Here is a 17380-nt window from a genome sequence, read left to right on the forward strand (position 1 = left end):
TCTGAATATTTGCGGCGAAAAGCTTCACGGCGATAGCAAGTAAGATCACACCAAAGACTTTTCTAATTACATTAATACCCTGAGATCCAAGAATCTTCTCTATACGTCCGGAAGATTTAAGAACCAGGTATACAAATATAATATTGAATATGATAGCGACAATGATATTTATTGTTTCATATTCTGCCTGCAAAGAGACCAAAGTAGTCATCGTACCAGCTCCCGCAACTAACGGGAAGGCCAATGGCACTATAGATGCAGATTCCGGAGCATCATCTTTATATAGACTAATTCCCAGGATCATTTCCAAAGCCAGGAAAAATAAGATAAACGAACCGGCAACAGCAAATGAGTTTACATCAATTCCAATCAAATTCAGGATCTCTTTACCCAGGAAGAGAAAGATTACCATAAGACAACCGGCAACGATCGATGCTTTTTCACTCTGTATGTGACCTACTTTTTTGCGCAGATCTATAATGATAGGAATACTTCCTACGATATCTATTACCGCAAAAAGAATCATCCCAGCGGTGAATATTTGCTTGAGGTCCAATACTTTAAACATAACCTAAATCTTTAAAAATAAGCGGCAAAAGTAATTCAAGATTTCTAATTGACAATCGATGAGATTATTAATTTTCTATAAATTTTGGAAGGCTTTTTTTTAGGTCTGTAAAAGGATAGAATTATCTTTGCAGCATGTTTCAATTAGGTAAGACTTTAGTTTCTGAAGAGATCATCAAGAATGATTTTTTGTGTAATCTATCTGCGTGCAAAGGCGCATGCTGTATAGATGGTGAGGCCGGTGCTCCGGTAGAGCCAGAAGAACGTGAGATCATGGAAAGGATCTATCCCAAAGTGAAGCAATATCTTCGTCCTGAAGGTATAGAAGCTATCGAACGCCAGGGTGTTTATATCACCCGTGAAAATGGTGAAATTGAAACTCCGCTAATCAATGATGCAGATTGCGCTTACGTGACCTTTGATGAAAAGGGCACAGCTCTTTGCGGAATCGAAGAAGCTTACAACCAGGGCGATATCGACTGGAAAAAACCTGTAAGCTGCCATTTATACCCGGTTAGAATCCAGGAATACACATCATTTTCTGCAGTGAACTATCATCGCTGGGAGATTTGTGATGATGCCTGCAGTCTCGGAGCAGAACTACAGGTGCCCATTTACAAGTTTGTAAAAGAAGCGCTGGTTAGAAAATTTGGCGAAGAATGGTATCAGGAATTAACTGTTATCGCAGACGAGATTCAGAAAAAATAGATCACCGGATTCCCCTTTTTAGCGTTTCTGAAATTTATCTATGCTGTTAACAATTCTCTATTTTGTTTAATCTTTTACGCCCAATCTTTTTCAAAAATTGATCTTGAGGACTTGTTCTTACCTTGAATAAGATGAATTTACAACCATTTTCTACAGATCAAAACCATTAAACAAAGCCCCCAAAAACGCTCTATACTGATGGTTTTCTTAAATAACCATTAACACATTATATTTTTCTGTATACCAATGTTTTAGTTCGTTATTTTAACAATTATCTAAGAATAATAGCACTTTTCACTGTTGAAAACTTTGTTGAAAAGGTTCCACCCTATTTCCCCTTTTATATGGCTGATTTTTAAATCTTTGTTAGAGAACGAAAGAACAAAAATCACCGATATACTTAAAACCTCCCATTTATGTCTCAAATAGAACCAATTTTACAGGAAAACAAAGATCGATTTGTGATCTTTCCGATCAAACATAATGATATTTGGGACTGGTATAAAAAAATGGAAGCTTGCTTCTGGACTGCGGAAGAAATTGATCTTCACCAGGATTTAACCGACTGGTCCAATAAATTGAACGCCGATGAGCGTTACTTTATAAAACATATCCTCGCATTTTTCGCTGCTTCAGATGGTATTGTAAATGAAAACCTTGCTGAAAATTTCGTGAATGAAGTACAATACTCTGAAGCCAAGTTTTTCTACGGTTTCCAGATCATGATGGAAAACATTCATTCTGAAACCTATTCGCTTTTAATTGATACCTACGTTAAAGATGAAAAGGAAAAGAATCAGCTTTTTACAGCTATCGAAGTCTTCCCGGCTATCAAGAAAAAGGCAGACTGGGCACTAAACTGGATCGAATCAGATTCGTTTGCTGAGAGACTGATCGCTTTTGCTGCGGTAGAAGGTATTTTTTTTAGCGGAGCCTTCTGCTCTATATTCTGGTTAAAGAAACGCGGACTCATGCCTGGACTTACGTTCTCCAACGAATTGATCTCCAGGGATGAAGGAATGCATTGTGATTTTGCGGTACATCTTCATAACAACCACCTTGTAAATAAGGTTCCGAAGGAAAAAATACGCAAGATCATCATTGATGCTCTTAACATTGAACGTGAATTTGTCACTGAATCGCTGCCCGTAAGCCTGATCGGGATGAATGCGAAATTAATGACCCAATATCTTGAATTCGTAACAGACCGTCTTCTGGTAGAACTGGAATGTGAGAAAGAATTTAATGTTACGAATCCATTCGATTTTATGGACATGATTAACCTGCAGGGAAAAACGAACTTTTTCGAGAAAAGAGTGAGCGAATATCAGAAGGCAGGAGTGATGAATAAGGATAAAGAATCAGATGAAATCAGCTTTGATGCCGATTTCTAAAGTCCAACTGCGCTGCGCCCCCCAATGCAGCGCTTGTTGAGCTTTTCTAAGAATACCATTTAAAATCTAAAATTATTAATCCGGTTACAAAACCGGGCAGGGATGCCTATGTTCAGACTTAAGCTCCCAAAAAACAATTCCAGCTTATGTATGTTGTAAAAAGAGACGGCCATAAAGAACCTGTAATGTTCGATAAGATCACCGCCAGGGTTAAGAAACTTTGCTATGGCCTAAATGAACTTGTAGATCCTGTTAAAGTTGCTATGCGTGTGATCGAAGGTTTGTACGATAATGTTTCTACCAGTGAACTCGATAATCTCGCTGCTGAAATCGCCGCTACCATGACCACTTCTCATCCAGATTATGCGAAACTCGCTGCCAGGATCTCGGTTTCAAATCTTCACAAGAATACGAAAAAGAGTTTTTCTGAAGTAATGACAGATCTTTATGAGTATGTGAATCCGCGTACCAATGAAAAGGCAGCCTTACTTTCAGAAGAAGTATATGAGGTGATCCAGGAGAATAAAGAGAAACTAGATTCCACCATTATTTACAACCGGGATTTCAATTACGATTATTTTGGCTTTAAAACTTTAGAAAGATCCTATCTTTTAAAACTGGATGGCAAGATCGTGGAAAGACCTCAGCATATGTTGATGCGTGTTTCAATTGGAATTCATCCTGATGATCTTGATAGCGCCATTGAAACCTATGAACTTATGTCCAAAAAGTTCTTTACCCATGCTACCCCGACACTTTTTAATTCCGGAACTCCAAAACCTCAAATGTCTTCCTGTTTTCTACTTATCATGATAGACGACAGCATTGATGGAATTTACGACACGCTTAAACAGACGGCGAAGATCTCACAATCGGCTGGAGGTATAGGCCTATCAATCCACAATGTGAGAGCCACAGGTTCTTATATCTCAGGAACCAATGGTACTTCCAATGGAATTGTTCCTATGCTAAGAGTATTTAATGATACCGCCAGATACGTGGATCAGGGAGGCGGAAAAAGAAAAGGATCTTTTGCGATGTATGTGGAACCATGGCATGCTGATATCTTTGATTTCCTGGATCTTAAAAAGAACCACGGAAAAGAAGAGATGCGTGCTCGTGATCTTTTTTATGCCATGTGGATCCCAGATCTTTTTATGAAAAGGGTACAGGAAAATGGCAGCTGGACGCTTATGTGTCCGCATGAATGTCCCGGTCTTTTTGATACTTACGGAGATAATTTTGAAGCGCTTTACGAAAAATATGAAGCTGAAGGAAAAGGTCGCAGAACTATTAAAGCACGCGAAGTCTGGGAAAAGATCATGGAGTCTCAAATAGAAACTGGAACTCCGTACATGCTCTATAAGGATGCAGCTAACAGAAAGTCTAATCAAAAGAACTTAGGAACCATTCGTTCTTCCAATCTTTGTACAGAAATAATCGAATATACCAGCAAGGATGAAGTAGCTGTATGCAACCTTGCATCTATCGCCTTGCCGATGTTCGTTAAGAACAATGAATTTGATCACAGGGAACTTTTCAGGATAACGAAAAGAGTAATTAAGAACCTGAATAAGGTGATCGACAGGAATTACTACCCGGTTAAGGAAGCTGAAAATTCGAATATGCGTCATCGCCCGGTTGGTCTTGGAGTACAGGGACTTGCTGATGCTTTTATTAAACTACGATTGCCTTTTACAAGCGATGAAGCTAAAAAACTGAACCAGGAGATCTTTGAAACTCTGTATTTCGCTGCGGTTACGGCTTCCATGGAACTCGCGAAAGTAGAAGGTCCATACTCTACCTACGAAGGTTCGCCGATTAGCCAGGGAGAATTCCAGTTTAATATGTGGGGAATTAAAGATGAAGAACTAAGTGGTCGCTGGGATTGGGGTAAACTTAGAAAGCAGATCGAAGAAAATGGGGTTCGTAACTCCTTATTACTGGCGCCTATGCCAACCGCTTCTACTTCCCAAATCTTAGGAAATAACGAAGCTTTTGAACCTTATACCTCCAATATTTATACAAGAAGAGTACTTTCCGGAGAGTTTATCGTGGTGAACAAGCATTTACTGGAGGACCTTGTTTCCAGAGATCTTTGGACAGAAGATGTGAAAAATGCTATCATGAGAAACAACGGTTCTGTTCAGGATATCGATGTGATTCCGCAGGACCTTAAAGAACTTTATAAAACGGTCTGGGAAATGAGCATGAAGGACATTATTGATATGTCAAGGCATCGAGGTTATTTTATTGATCAGTCTCAATCGCTGAATCTATTCATGGAAAATGCAAATTACAGCAAGCTGACTTCTATGCATTTCTACGCCTGGAAAAGCGGACTTAAAACAGGAATGTATTACCTGAGAACGAAATCGGCGGTAGATGCTATCAAATTTACGCTTGAGAAAGAGAAAAAGCAGGAACCCGTTGCGGTTACTTCGGAAGCTCCTATGCGAGCTGCTGAAAAACTTCAGGAAAACACACAGCCTGTAGTTTCAGAAAAAACTGAAGCTGAAGGAGCGCTGTCTCCAGAAGAACTCAAAGCACTCATTGCACAATCCAGAGAAGCTGAAGGTGACGACTGCCTGATGTGCGGATCTTAAAGAATTTTGGCTAATTCAAATTTGAATGAGGGAAGGGAGGCAGTTATTGCTTCCCTTTTTTATATTTTTGGACCACAACAAATGGAAAATCATGACCTGGGATCAACTCTTATCACTTAAACGTTTCGGAGACAAAAACAAACGACTGCGCATTGAGCAGAATGAAACACGTTTAGGTTTTGAAGTGGATTATGATCGTATCATATTTTCTTCAGCTTTTAGAAGCCTGCAGGACAAAACACAGGTAATTCCACTTTCCAAGACAGATTTTGTGCACACCAGGCTAACGCACAGCCTCGAAGTTTCAGTTGTTGGAAGGTCGCTGGGAAGATTAACGGGTCAGAAATTACTACAGAAACATCCACATCTGAGGGATTCTTCAGGTTACCAGATGAATGATTTTGGGGCTATTGTCGCAGCGGCAGCTCTTGCTCATGATATTGGAAACCCACCTTTTGGACATTCCGGAGAGAAAGCAATTGGAGAATACTTCAGCCATGGAAATGGTAAAAGGTTTAAAGAATCTCTTTCAGAAGCTGAATATCAGGATCTGGTGAAATTTGAAGGAAATGCCAATGGTTTCAGAATACTTACAGAAAACAGACCAGGAATTAGCGGTGGCCTGCGATTGTCCTACGCTACTTTAGGAGCATTCACGAAATATCCCAAGGAATCCCTTCCGCATAAACCAAGTTCCAAGATCGAAGATAAAAAGTTTGGATTTTTCCAGAGTGAAAAAGAAACTTTTGAGGATATAGCTGAAGAACTGGGATTGAAAATCACGCGCGAAGGCAAACACATTGGATATGCCCGGCATCCTCTGGCCTTTCTGGTTGAGGCAGCAGATGATATTTGTTATACGATCATTGATTTTGAAGACGGAATTAATCTTGGACTTATCGATGAAGATTATGCTTTGGAATACCTTATCAAACTCGTAAAGGATAGTATCAATACTTCCAAATATCATGAACTTCAAACTACTTCAGACAGGCTGGCGTATTTGCGTGCTTTAGCTATCAATACATTAATCACAGAAGCCGCAGAGATCTTTTTAAAGAATGAAGATGCCATTCTGGAAGGTGATTTTCATGAAGCTTTATTCGATAAAAGCAAGTACGAAGCTCAAATTCGGGATATTATTAAGATAAGTGTGGAAAAAATCTATCAAAGCGAAGAGGTGATCGGGAAGGAAATTGCCGGCTTTAAAATGCTTTCTTATTTGCTGGATATTTATACTCAGGCTTTCCTTGCCGATACTGAAAATTTAGATTCCAACTTCACGAAGCTGGTCAAAAAATCTGTTCCACAGTTAAGTTATTTGAATGAAGAAGATTCGATTTATGATAAATTGATCGCTATCTGTTCATACATCGCTTCGCTAACCGACGGTCTTACCGTAGCCTCATTTAAAAGATTTCAAGGTTTAGATGCTTAAAACGTTAAAAAATTAACGTTTAGTATTATTTATTCTTTTCAGTCTAAAGTAATTTCACGACTTAAGCTTCTGGTTCTTCAATATTTAAGTTTCAGATACTTACATAGTTAGTGTTATGAAAAAGGTTACTCAAATTTTAAAGAACAATTCTCAGCTTATCATCGAAGATTGGGAGCGACAGGTGTTCGAACTTGTAAAATCATCAACTTCGGCCAATAGGATCGCACTTCGGGATCACGTTCCAAACATCCTGAATGATATTATTGGAATCATGGAAGAATACGATATAATTGACTGGAATCTTGAGGATCCTAAAATTGCATTAATCGAAAGCAATAGTATAGATCATGGCAGGCATCGTGCCAGTTCTGGAAGCTTTTCTGCAGATGAGATCCTTCACGAATATATCATCTTCCACAACGTGATTCTCAGGGTGCTCAATATAAATGGCGTCAAAGATCATAATACCTATAATATTTTAAAGTGCTGTGTTGATAAATCTATGATGAAAAGCCTGGAGGCCTACACAAAGTCAATCCAAGAGATGCAAAGCAAATTAGTTGCTACTCTTGCACACGATATTAGGAATCCCCTCTCTGCCGCGAGATTGGGAATCGAAATGCTCAATACAGAGGATATAGATCAGGATCGAAGTATTAGGGTCAAGAAAATGACCATGCATAGTGTGAATAAAGCTCTTGAAATGCTGGAAGGATTACTGGATAGTATTACTGTAAAGGCTGGTGAAGGGATGATGCTTACTTATGCTGAAATAGATCTGTATAGCGATATAGAAACCATTTACCAGGAAGCTTCAGAGATCTATACTGAAGAGATCATTTTAGAATGTCCGGACAAGGATCTTTATGGTATTTATGACGCTGTAGCTGTACGCAGAATGTTAGAAAATCTAATTACCAACGCGATCAAATATGGTGATAATAATACCCCAATAACCATGAAAATCGAGAAGGATGGGGACGATCAATTGCTGCTTTCTGTACATAACTATGGAAATCCTATTGCGCAGGAAAAACAAAAGGCGATATTCGATTTTCTGCAATACGGAAAGCAAACTAAAAAGCCTAAGCTCAAAAGCTGAGGCATAGGACTCACACTGGTTAAAATGGTTGCTGAAGCGCACGGCGGTGCTGTTGAACTAACAAGTGAGAAAGATAAAGGAACAGAATTTAAGATCAGGATTTCCAGTAATTCGAATAAGCCTGGAAAAACTCGTACAAAACTGAACCTGGTTTAAAACTCTTAAACCACTCCCACACCAAGCATTTGCTTTAGCTGAATCCTGGCGCCGGAAATTCCCAGCTTGCTACTATTGGAATAATAATAAAGGCCAGAATTTTTAGTTCTGGCCTTTATTATTATTCAAGTTTTTTCATCGAAAGATTTTCCGGAAGATCTGGATCCAAATAATCAGGTTTCAATTTTACACCCTCTTTCTTTTTTACTTGCCATTTAGCACTATTCCCATCTTCAGAAAGTTCAAAAATTAACATTCCTGTGCTATTCCCATTAGAATCAAAAATTAAGAAAATTGAAATATTTGGATCCCTGCTTGATACCTCAGAAGCTTTGAGTTCCCAAAAATTATCTTCACAAGTGAATACTGTAGAACAAAGTTTCCCTACCATACGGTCTGTATAAATATCTGGTCCTTTTTGGAAAAGTTTCTTCATTTCTAAATTCAAAATATATTTTTCATTTTGACTCTCCCATTTGCCTAGAAAAGGTTGGTATTTATCTGTGGGAAATTTATAATAAGCTCCTTTTTTAATTTCACCTAGACTCTGTCCCTTCTGCATAGTAATTACTTCCTGCGCTTCTATATTTAAGGAAATAACACTTAGCACAATTAATAAGATTATTTTTTTCATTTTAGCTGTTTTTAATTACAGTTTGTATTTATAATATTGTTATTCGTATCAAATTTTAATTCACTCCATGATGAAAAAGTGGAATTTGCTTTAAAAAGGGATATCCCAGAATTTTCGAGTATTTTTAATAACGCCTTTTCTCGAGCGGTTACCTCACCTGAATCATTAATGTAACTATTATACCAGGCTTGATACAATAGCTCAAATGCATCAAAATCATTTTGATTATTTAGGGTTTGACTTCCGAAATTTAAAAATGTTGAGGTATCATTAATTTTCATGGTATAACTAGTGCCAAAATAGGTTGTCACTCCGGCGGTAAATGTTTTTAAATCATCTACTTGGCTATTTAAATAGAGTTGATATATGGTCCTAACATCCGAACCTGAAAAGGTTGAAAGTACTCCTGAACCTTCATAATGGTTATGAATAAATCCAAAAATATTGTTCACATTCGTAGGTGGGGCAATTTCCGCAGTATTCGCATCGCCAGATATATCTACATAAGAAAATAAATCCCCGTCTTTTTGTATTAAATAGCCACTTTCAAAATTATCATTTACCTTATTTTTAAGTTCGGTCATTTTAGTTTTAAAACTACTATTCGAGGCCAGTTGTTGCATTTGCCCACATGGATCAAGAATTTCTGTCGGTAAAGTTGGTGGCGACCAACTTCCATCTACCTGTCGTGGTTCCGTAGGTTCTTCACCTCCTCCCGTTGGACCTCCACCAATTGTACATTTAAAACCATAAACAAGAGTGGTTAAACAATTTGGTTCGCCCATAGGACGACCATCATCATCAATTACATGAGCGCATATTATCTTAGTTGATTTTATCTCCAAATGACACTGAACTTTATTTAGGTGTACATTTAATTTCGTGACATTGGCTTCTAGCTCTATGGAGTTTATCATTGAACCATCCAAATCGTAAAATGTAATTTTTCCAGAATACGTACTAAAATCCCGGGTAGTGGAGTTAAGCCACGTTATAGATGGTTGATAGCGTGCAATGTATTGAACCCTATCCTGACCGCTACCAGATATAATCAAATTATCGAAATAATAGGGATTAATAGAATTAGATTTTACTTCTGTCTTTAAAACAATGGTAAAGGTTGATTTGCCTAATGGACTAATAACTTCTTTGATAGGTGTATTATTATCTAAAAGCCCAAATTTTACTGAAGATTTCCCCAGCCCAAGCAGCTGATTTTTATCACCAAATAAGGAGTGAAATTCCTTGGGAAGTTCTTGAAATTCTAATTCTTTTAGTATTGCTTCCCCGTTTGTATTACTTAAAGATTCTGGAGGGGGGGGGTATTTTCCAAGGACTCTTTCTGGCAGGACATAAATGCGAGAAACATAAAACAATACAAGTAAACTCTTTTCATATGATTTGGTTTAAATATGAATAATTTACTTCTTAGGTAGGGTTCACAAAAAATTGTCAAAAAAGTATTTGCAAGAGCAATACTACAGTAATTTTTTTAAAGATTGTTATTTTAGTGAAATATTATATATGAGAATGTATTTTTGTTGTCATTTACGCATATAATTAAATTAAAATATCCATTTTTATTAATTTCTATCAAAACTCATAAACCACCCCAACACCAAGCATTTGCTTTAGCTGAATCCTGGCGCCGGAAGTTTCGAGTTTACCATCGCCATTGGTATCTTCCTTGAACTTTACATCATCATCATAACGAATATGGGTTCCAACATTGGCTTTAACGAAATCATTCACCTTCATATTTACTGCCAGTTGCCAGTCTACATCCACATTTCCGAAGTTGTTGAGATAATCTGAATACAGACTTAGCTGATTACTCAAATCAATATTTTCAAAAACTTCCTTGTTATATTCACTGGTAAATAGAAAACCGAATTCTGTTCTAAGCATCTCACCTTCCTTAATAATATTCCCAAGTTCATCGGTCACTGCAGGCTCCACACCAAACATCCCTTCATTGGCAAGTCTCTGATCCAGTACGAAAGTTGATTTCACGGTAATAGGAGAAAGGTAGATAGTAAGATCTTCTACAGGATGCGAAAATTCTGTTCCTCCCCCAAGAAAGGTATAGCCAGGAGCCATTAATTTCGAAATTGGAACTTCGGTATCGGGATATTTATAACCGTTGGTAAATTGCGTGTTGAAACTAAATTTACCTGAATAATACCAGTTCGAAGTACTGTCGGTTCTAAAACCAAATGAGGAACTCAATCTTAATTCATCTTCCGTCTTTCTAATTTCTCTACCCTCCTGCGCATTGATTCCATACCTAAGCCTCGCCGAATTTTTCCAGATGGTATAATCTTTTTCGAAATCACGTTCAAAACCGGCATATAATAAAGCCGAAATTGAGTTGTTTCCCCCAGCATTCCAGTTTACAAAAGCCACTTCACTTAGATTCATTCCGAAGGTGTTCTTCTCGGTCCAGTAAATCAACATAGAGTCTGATGCCGTGGTATCCTTCGCTGCCGTTGCTGTAGTATCATTCACTCTAACGTGTTTAATATGAGCAGCTGAACTATAGAATGAAGTAAATATAAAAAGGAAGCTTAATAGGTAAAATTTCATCAGGTAGGAATTACAGAATCGCAAAAATATAAAATCAGTTCAAAGTTTCCAGCTTTTGCCGTATTCCTTCAACGTTAATTCCGGCGATTTCTTGTAATTCATCGATATTTCCGTGTTCTATAAAATTATCGGGTATACCCATAATCTCAATTTTACCTCTATAATCAAGTTGCATGGCTAGCTCCAGAATCGCGCTTCCAAAACCTCCGGAAATTACGCCATCTTCAATAGTGATGATTTTATCAAATTTATCGAAGATCTCTTTTAGCAGATTTCTATCGAGCGGTTTGACAAATTTCATATCATAATGCGCAATACTCACTAAGCCTTGATAATTTTCAATTGCTTCGGAAGCGTTTCCAGCCATATTCCCAATCGTTAGAACGGCAATATCAGTTCCTTGCTGAAGGCACTCAGCTTTACCAATAACAGTCTTTTCAAAGGGTGTTTTCCATTCAACCTGTGAACCTCTTCCGCGAGGGTAACGAATAACCAATGGTTTGTCTAATCCAAGCTGAGCCGTGTAGAGAAGGTTTCTAAGCTCGGTTTCATTTCTAGGAGCTGCAATCATAAGATCTGGAATAAGTCGGCAATAGGCAATATCAAAAACACCGTGATGCGTAGCTCCATCTTCACCTACCAAACCAGCACGATCCAGGCAGAATATCACCGGTAGTTTTTGTATGGCAACATCGTGAATTAACTGATCGTATGCACGCTGAAGGAAAGTAGAATAAATAGCACAGAAAACAGTAAATCCCTGGGTGGCCAGTCCCGCAGATAAAGTCACAGCATGCTGCTCTGCAATACCTACATCAAATGCCCTGTCTGGAAATGCCTCCATCATATATTTTAGCGAACTACCCGTAGGCATCGCTGGGGTAATCCCAATAATTCTTTCGTTCTTTCTGGCCAGCTCCACCAGTGTAAGACCAAATACATCCTGAAACTTTATGGGTAAACCTTCGGTTTCATACTTGAGCAATTCGCCAGTTGCAGGTTCAAACTTCCCGGGAGCATGATATTTTACCTGGTCTTCTTCAGCTTTCTTTAAACCCTTCCCTTTTTTGGTAATAACATGTAGAAATTTGGGTCCGCTGATTTCTTTCATCTCGTGTAGAACCTTCAGTAATCCAGGCAGATCATGACCGTCTACAGGTCCAAAATATTGGAAATTGAGCGCTTCAATGATATTATCGCTGGCAGGTTTATGTCCAACTCTTGCTTTGGTTAGATATTCTTTTAAGGCCCCAACGCTGGGATCGATACCAATCGCGTTATCATTCAGAATAACCAGCAAGTTCGCTTTGGTTACTCCGGCATGATTTAGACCTTCGAAGGCCATTCCGCTGGCGATGGAAGCATCTCCTATCACCGCAATATGTTGTTTTTGATAATTGCCTTTAAGTCGGGAAGCGATTGCCATCCCGAGCGCTGCTGAAATGGAAGTAGAAGAATGTCCTACTCCAAATGTATCGAATTCACTTTCAGCTCTTTTCGGGAATCCGCTAATTCCGTCTAGCTGTCGGTTGGTATGAAACGTATTTTTTCTTCCAGTTAATATTTTATGGCCATAAGCCTGGTGACCAACATCCCAGACCAGAAGATCTTCAGGTGTATTAAAAATATAGTGTAATGCGATGGTAAGTTCTACAACACCCAGACTTGCCCCAAGATGACCTTCCTTGGTTGCTACGATTTCAATGATAAATTCTCTAAGTTCCCTGGCTAGATCCTGCAGTCCGGCTTCGGGAAGCTTTCGCAGATCCTGCGGAAAATTAATGGTATCTAATAGTTTTCTGGTCATTTGCAACAAAGTTACATCATGCAAACTGAATTATAAACCTGAAACGAAAACGGAATTTTCAAAATTGATATCTTGCACAAAAACCCGGAAATGATCAATCCATACGATGACACTTATTTTATGCGGAAAGCGCTGGAAGAAGCGGAAACTGCTTACGAAAAAGGGGAAATTCCCGTAGGAGTGGTCGTGGTCATCAACGACAGGATCATTGCAAGAGGACACAATCTTACAGAAACGCTGAACGATGTAACTGCTCATGCCGAAATGCAGGCTATCACCGCTGCAGCAAGCTTTCTGGGCGGTAAGTATCTTAAGGATTGTACCATGTATATCACCCTGGAACCCTGCCAGATGTGTGCCGGTGCTCTATATTGGAGTCAGATTTCAAAGATCGTTTTTGCTGCTGAAGATAGTAACAGAGGTTATAGAAAAAATGGAGTCCAGCTTCACCCAAAGACTAAAGTGACATCGGGAATCCTTGAAGAAGAGGCTTCTACCTTACTGAAGCGTTTTTTTATAGAAAAAAGAAATCTGAATTAAAAAAAGCCCCGATACGGGGCTTTTTACTTTAATATTTTTCAGGCAGTTCAGTTACCTTGATATGATCTACATAGAATTTGTCTGGTAATGCCGACTCATCTATTTCCGCACCACCAAGATTTCCTCCAACGGCCATATTGATAAGGAAATAGAAATCCTTTTTAAAAGGATACTCTTCCTCATTGTAGTTTTCCGGAGTAAAGCGATATAGCTGATCACCGTCTACAAAAAATTCGATATAATCTGGCGTCCACACTGCTTTGTAAGTGTGATAACCTTCTTCGATATCTGCAATTTTCGTTTTCTTAGTATTGATCGTGTTCCCGTGACTTGCCGGAGTATGCAGGGAAGTAAAAACGATTCCCGGCTCTCTGCCAATATATTCCAGAATATCGATCTCACCACTGGCAGGCCATCCAACCTCACTAATGTCTGCACCCAACATCCAGATAGCTGGCCAGAGACCTTTGCCCGTAGCAAGTTTTGCTTTTACTTCAATCACACCGTAAGTAAATTCCACATTATCCTTGGAATTGATCTTTCCGGAGTAGTAGGTATCACCTTTTTTTTCTGCAGTGATCACCAGTTTACCATCTTCCAGGGCAACATAATTGCGGTTATAGATTTGCTTTTCGTTGTTCCCCCAACCACAAAGATCAGGACAACCGTTCCCTTCTTCATAATTCCAAACCTCCATATTTAGAGTATCTGCGTTGAAGTCTTCTTCGAAAATTATTTTTTCCTGTGCACAGGCTGTAGAAACCAGGACCAGGCACAGGGTTAAAAAGGAGTAGGGTCCTCTCATTATTTCTGAAAATTAAGTGTCACTGTCTGTAATTCTTCTGAATTGGTTCCAACCATTAATCTGAACTCTCCTTCTTCTGCTTCCCACTTTTCCTGAGCGGTATAAAACTGAAGCATCTCTTCTGAAATTTCAAAGTCTATAGTTTTAGTTTCACCCGCTTCCAGTTCGATCATCTCAAAACCTTTCAATTCCTTTACAGGTCTGCTCGTACTTGCCACCATATCACGTACATATAATTGCACAACTTCTTTCCCTTTGGTATCACCAGAATTTGTAACTGCAACACTCAAGGTCGCAGTTTCACCTGAAGTTAGTGTAGCTGAGCTCAAAGTTGGCTTAGCGTATTCGAAAGCTGTGTAACTAAGCCCGTAACCGAATGGAAATAAAGGTCCGTTTTCGATATCTGTATAATGCGAGTAGGTTACATGCTGTTCGCTGTATGGTCTTCCTGTGTTTTTATAGTTATAATACAAGGGTTCCTGTCCCACAGCTCTCGGAAAAGAAACCGGTAATTTCCCGGAAGGATTATACTTTCCAAGAAGTACATCTGCGATCGCATTTCCACTTTCAGAACCAAGCTGCCAGGCTTCAACGATAGCAGGGATATTTTCAGCAGACCAGCTTAATTCCATTGGTCTTCCGTTTATAAGTACCAGAACGATATTCTTATTTACAGCGTAAACTTTCTTCAGTAGCTCCAGTTGCAGTCCGGCGAAACCAATATTTGCCTGACTTCTACCTTCCCCAGATTGAAATGCATCTTCACCAAGCACCATAACCACAACTTCAGCATCTCTGGCATTTTTAACTGCCTCACCCATTCCTGTAGTATCGGTTTTATTAATCTTAAGCGGCATTAAAAAGCTACGTTCTCCCATCCCTAACTTTACTCCTTCAGAATAAACAATATCAGAGTCTGGTAATTGATTTTTTAAACCTTCTACTACAGATACTGCAGAGTTCGATTCACCCTGAGCTCTCCAGTTTCCAATTGGTGTGTCCTTGTCATTAGCAAGCGGACCAATCACCGCGATCTTTCCTGCGGAAGCTGACATTGGTAAAAGATCCTTTTCATTCTTCAGAAGAACAATCGATTTTCTGGCAATATCACGTGCTGTTTCCAGATGCTGCTCGTAAGGCACTTCCTTTTTTACTTCGGCATTGATATAGCGATAAGGATCCTCGAAAAGACCCATCATAAATTTCACTCTCAGGATTCTGCGAACGGCATCATTAATAAGCTCTTCATCAACTTTTCCTTCAGCAACCAATTGCTCGAGTCCGGCCTGGTAAGCTCCGCCTTCCATATCCATATCGCTTCCTGCTTTTACAGCAATTTCTGCAGCATGAACTTTATCACGGGCAAATCCATGAGGTATCATTTCTGAAATAGAACCCCAGTCTGATACTATAAAACCATCCCAGTCCCATTCCGTTTTTAACAACTCCCGCTGAAGGCTTTCACTGCCAGTCGCAGGAATACCGTCGATCGTGTTGAAGGCATTCATAAAAGTTGCCGCTCCGGCATCTGCCGCAGCTTTAAACGGTGGCAGAATGACGTTATGAAGTTCGTTCTTACCAATATTTACGGTGTTATAATCTTTTCCACCTTCAGCAAAACCATATCCGGCAAAATGCTTGGCGGTTGCTGCGATCGTAGTAGGATTTGCGAGGTCATCTCCCTGGTATCCATTAACTTTGGCAACTGCAACCTGGGAAGTTAAATAAGGATCTTCCCCGGAACCTTCCATGATTCGTCCCCAGCGAGCATCGCGCGAAACATCAATCATTGGAGAAAACGTCCAGTTTACACCTTCTGCTACAGATTCTAAAGCGGCAATTCGAGCCGACTCCTCCGCCGCTTCCATGTCCCAACTCGCAGTTTCAGCCAGCGGCACCGGAAAAATTGTTTTGTATCCATGGATCACATCATATCCAAAAATAATCGGAATCTTGATACGTGAATTTTCCATGTTAAGCTTTTGTGCTTTTTCGGTCGCTTCTACTGAAAGCACATTCAGCATGGACCCAACCAGACCTTTTTTAAGCCTATCTTCTTTCTGTTTGTTACCAGTTTCAGAGGCGGGTCCTGTAAGATCCCAACTTCCGTTGTACTGGATCATCTGTCCTACTTTCTCTTCCAGGGTCATAATGTTTAAAACCGAATCTACTTTGGCTTCGACATTCTTTACTGAACTTTTGAGACTTGTTTCCTGTGCTTGCAGCCCTATGGTCCCAAGCAGAAGTGAAAGGGTACTTAAGAATAATTTTCTCATAATCTCTTAAAAAATAAATCCCGGAACCTGAAAGCTCCCGGGAGTTGTTAGCTAAACAAACTATTTATATACTCTGATGTAATCCACTTCCATGGAAGCTTCGCTAAATTCGGCAGGGATATTTCCGCCAAGTGCGCCTCCCATTGCTACATTCATGATGAGGAAGAAATCCTTGTTAAATGGCAGAGAAGATTCATTGGTAAACGTGAAGTTCACTTCATTATCTACCAGAAAAGTTATTTCATCTGCTGTCCATTCTACCGCGTATGTATGCCACTCTGTAGCTGCATTCTGAATATCGGTTGCAGCAAAACGTGCGTTACCACCGGAATTTCCAGGATAATGTAATGCTGAAGAAACTTCATTTGGTTTGTTACCTACGAATTCCATGATGTCAATCTCACCGGTAGCAGGCCATCCAACCACATCAAAATCGGCTCCAAGCATCCAGATCGCTGGCCATGTTCCACCACCTTCAGGCATTTTGGCACGAGCTTCCACACGGCCGTAAGTCACTTCAAACTTGTCCATAGTAGTAATTCTTGCAGAAGTGAAATCAAATCCACTCTCAGCTTCTCTTCGAGCTGCGATCACAAGACTTCCGTCTGCTACAGACACATTATCTTCAGTATAATATTGTAATTCGCCATTACCCCAGCCATTAGTTCCGTTTCCTGTTTCGTAGTTCCAGATACTGGTATCCAGCGCATCCCCATCGAACTCATCACTCCAGAAGATTTCAGTGAATTGAGAAACAAATG

13 protein-coding genes and 1 pseudogene are annotated in these 17380 nt (G+C 39.4%); 6 read left to right on the plus strand and 8 right to left on the minus strand.

Going from position 1 to position 17380, the window contains the following annotated elements:
• Nucleotides 1-568 (minus strand): MarC family protein (locus ACNKXS_RS03490; RefSeq protein ID WP_417919641.1); only part of this gene is annotated, 568 nt, incomplete at its 3' end.
• Nucleotides 569-702: 134 nt separating this feature from the next.
• On the opposite strand from ACNKXS_RS03490, the gene ACNKXS_RS03495 reads away from it, so the two are divergent.
• The 5 genes and pseudogenes from ACNKXS_RS03495 to ACNKXS_RS03515 all read left to right on the plus strand — a co-directional run bounded on the left by ACNKXS_RS03495 (nt 703) and on the right by ACNKXS_RS03515 (nt 7971).
• The gene (locus ACNKXS_RS03495; protein ID WP_141876219.1) at nt 703-1275 is read left to right on the plus strand and encodes a DUF3109 family protein; all 573 of its coding nucleotides are present in this window, start codon (nt 703-705) and stop codon (nt 1273-1275) included.
• 416 nt (nt 1276-1691) lie between these two features.
• The gene (locus ACNKXS_RS03500) at nt 1692-2669 is read left to right on the plus strand and encodes a ribonucleotide-diphosphate reductase subunit beta (protein WP_141876220.1); all 978 of its coding nucleotides are present in this window, start codon (nt 1692-1694) and stop codon (nt 2667-2669) included.
• A 146-nt stretch (nt 2670-2815) separates the two neighbouring features.
• A complete protein-coding gene (locus ACNKXS_RS03505; protein WP_417919642.1) occupies nt 2816-5275 on the plus strand; it encodes a ribonucleoside-diphosphate reductase subunit alpha in 2460 nt (819 codons plus the stop codon).
• 91 nt (nt 5276-5366) lie between these two features.
• On the plus strand, nt 5367-6713 hold the full coding sequence (dgt, locus tag ACNKXS_RS03510) for a dGTP triphosphohydrolase (protein ID WP_417919643.1): 1347 nt from the start codon (nt 5367-5369) through the stop codon (nt 6711-6713).
• A 271-nt stretch (nt 6714-6984) separates the two neighbouring features.
• Nucleotides 6985-7971: pseudogene (locus ACNKXS_RS03515) on the plus strand (sensor histidine kinase).
• Nucleotides 7972-8092: 121 nt separating this feature from the next.
• Here ACNKXS_RS03515 and ACNKXS_RS03520 read toward each other — a convergent pair.
• The 4 genes from ACNKXS_RS03520 to ACNKXS_RS03535 all read right to left on the minus strand — a co-directional run bounded on the left by ACNKXS_RS03520 (nt 8093) and on the right by ACNKXS_RS03535 (nt 12998).
• Nucleotides 8093-8605: a DUF6705 family protein gene (locus ACNKXS_RS03520; RefSeq protein WP_417919644.1), complete on the minus strand. Its 513-nt coding sequence runs from the start codon at nt 8603-8605 to the stop codon at nt 8093-8095.
• Between the two features lie 11 nt (nt 8606-8616).
• Nucleotides 8617-9981 carry a hypothetical protein gene (locus ACNKXS_RS03525; RefSeq protein WP_417919645.1) on the minus strand — a complete coding sequence of 455 codons (1365 nt, stop codon included), beginning with the start codon at nt 9979-9981 and terminating at the stop codon, nt 8617-8619.
• A 217-nt stretch (nt 9982-10198) separates the two neighbouring features.
• On the minus strand, nt 10199-11191 hold the full coding sequence (locus ACNKXS_RS03530; protein ID WP_417919646.1) for a DUF3078 domain-containing protein: 993 nt from the start codon (nt 11189-11191) through the stop codon (nt 10199-10201).
• Between the two features lie 34 nt (nt 11192-11225).
• Nucleotides 11226-12998: a 1-deoxy-D-xylulose-5-phosphate synthase gene (locus ACNKXS_RS03535; RefSeq protein ID WP_417919647.1), complete on the minus strand. Its 1773-nt coding sequence runs from the start codon at nt 12996-12998 to the stop codon at nt 11226-11228.
• 90 nt (nt 12999-13088) lie between these two features.
• On the opposite strand from ACNKXS_RS03535, the gene ACNKXS_RS03540 reads away from it, so the two are divergent.
• Nucleotides 13089-13538 carry a nucleoside deaminase gene (locus tag ACNKXS_RS03540; protein WP_417919648.1) on the plus strand — a complete coding sequence of 150 codons (450 nt, stop codon included), beginning with the start codon at nt 13089-13091 and terminating at the stop codon, nt 13536-13538.
• A 28-nt stretch (nt 13539-13566) separates the two neighbouring features.
• Here the strand turns inward: ACNKXS_RS03540 and ACNKXS_RS03545 are convergent, their stop codons facing one another.
• The 3 genes from ACNKXS_RS03545 to ACNKXS_RS03555 form a co-directional block, all read right to left on the minus strand.
• The gene (locus tag ACNKXS_RS03545) at nt 13567-14343 is read right to left on the minus strand and encodes a glycoside hydrolase family 16 protein (protein WP_417919649.1); all 777 of its coding nucleotides are present in this window, start codon (nt 14341-14343) and stop codon (nt 13567-13569) included.
• Nucleotides 14343-16619 (minus strand): beta-glucosidase BglX, encoded by a 2277-nt coding sequence (gene bglX / locus ACNKXS_RS03550; RefSeq protein ID WP_417919650.1) that lies wholly within the window; start codon nt 16617-16619, stop codon nt 14343-14345. The genes ACNKXS_RS03545 and bglX overlap by 1 nt, the downstream gene beginning before the upstream one ends.
• 60 nt (nt 16620-16679) lie before the next feature.
• On the minus strand, nt 16680-17380 hold a 701-nt coding region (locus ACNKXS_RS03555), incomplete at its 5' end, for a glycoside hydrolase family 16 protein (RefSeq protein WP_417919651.1).

It is taken from the genome of Christiangramia marina (assembly GCF_048285865.1).
Classification (GTDB): domain Bacteria; phylum Bacteroidota; class Bacteroidia; order Flavobacteriales; family Flavobacteriaceae; genus Christiangramia; species Christiangramia marina.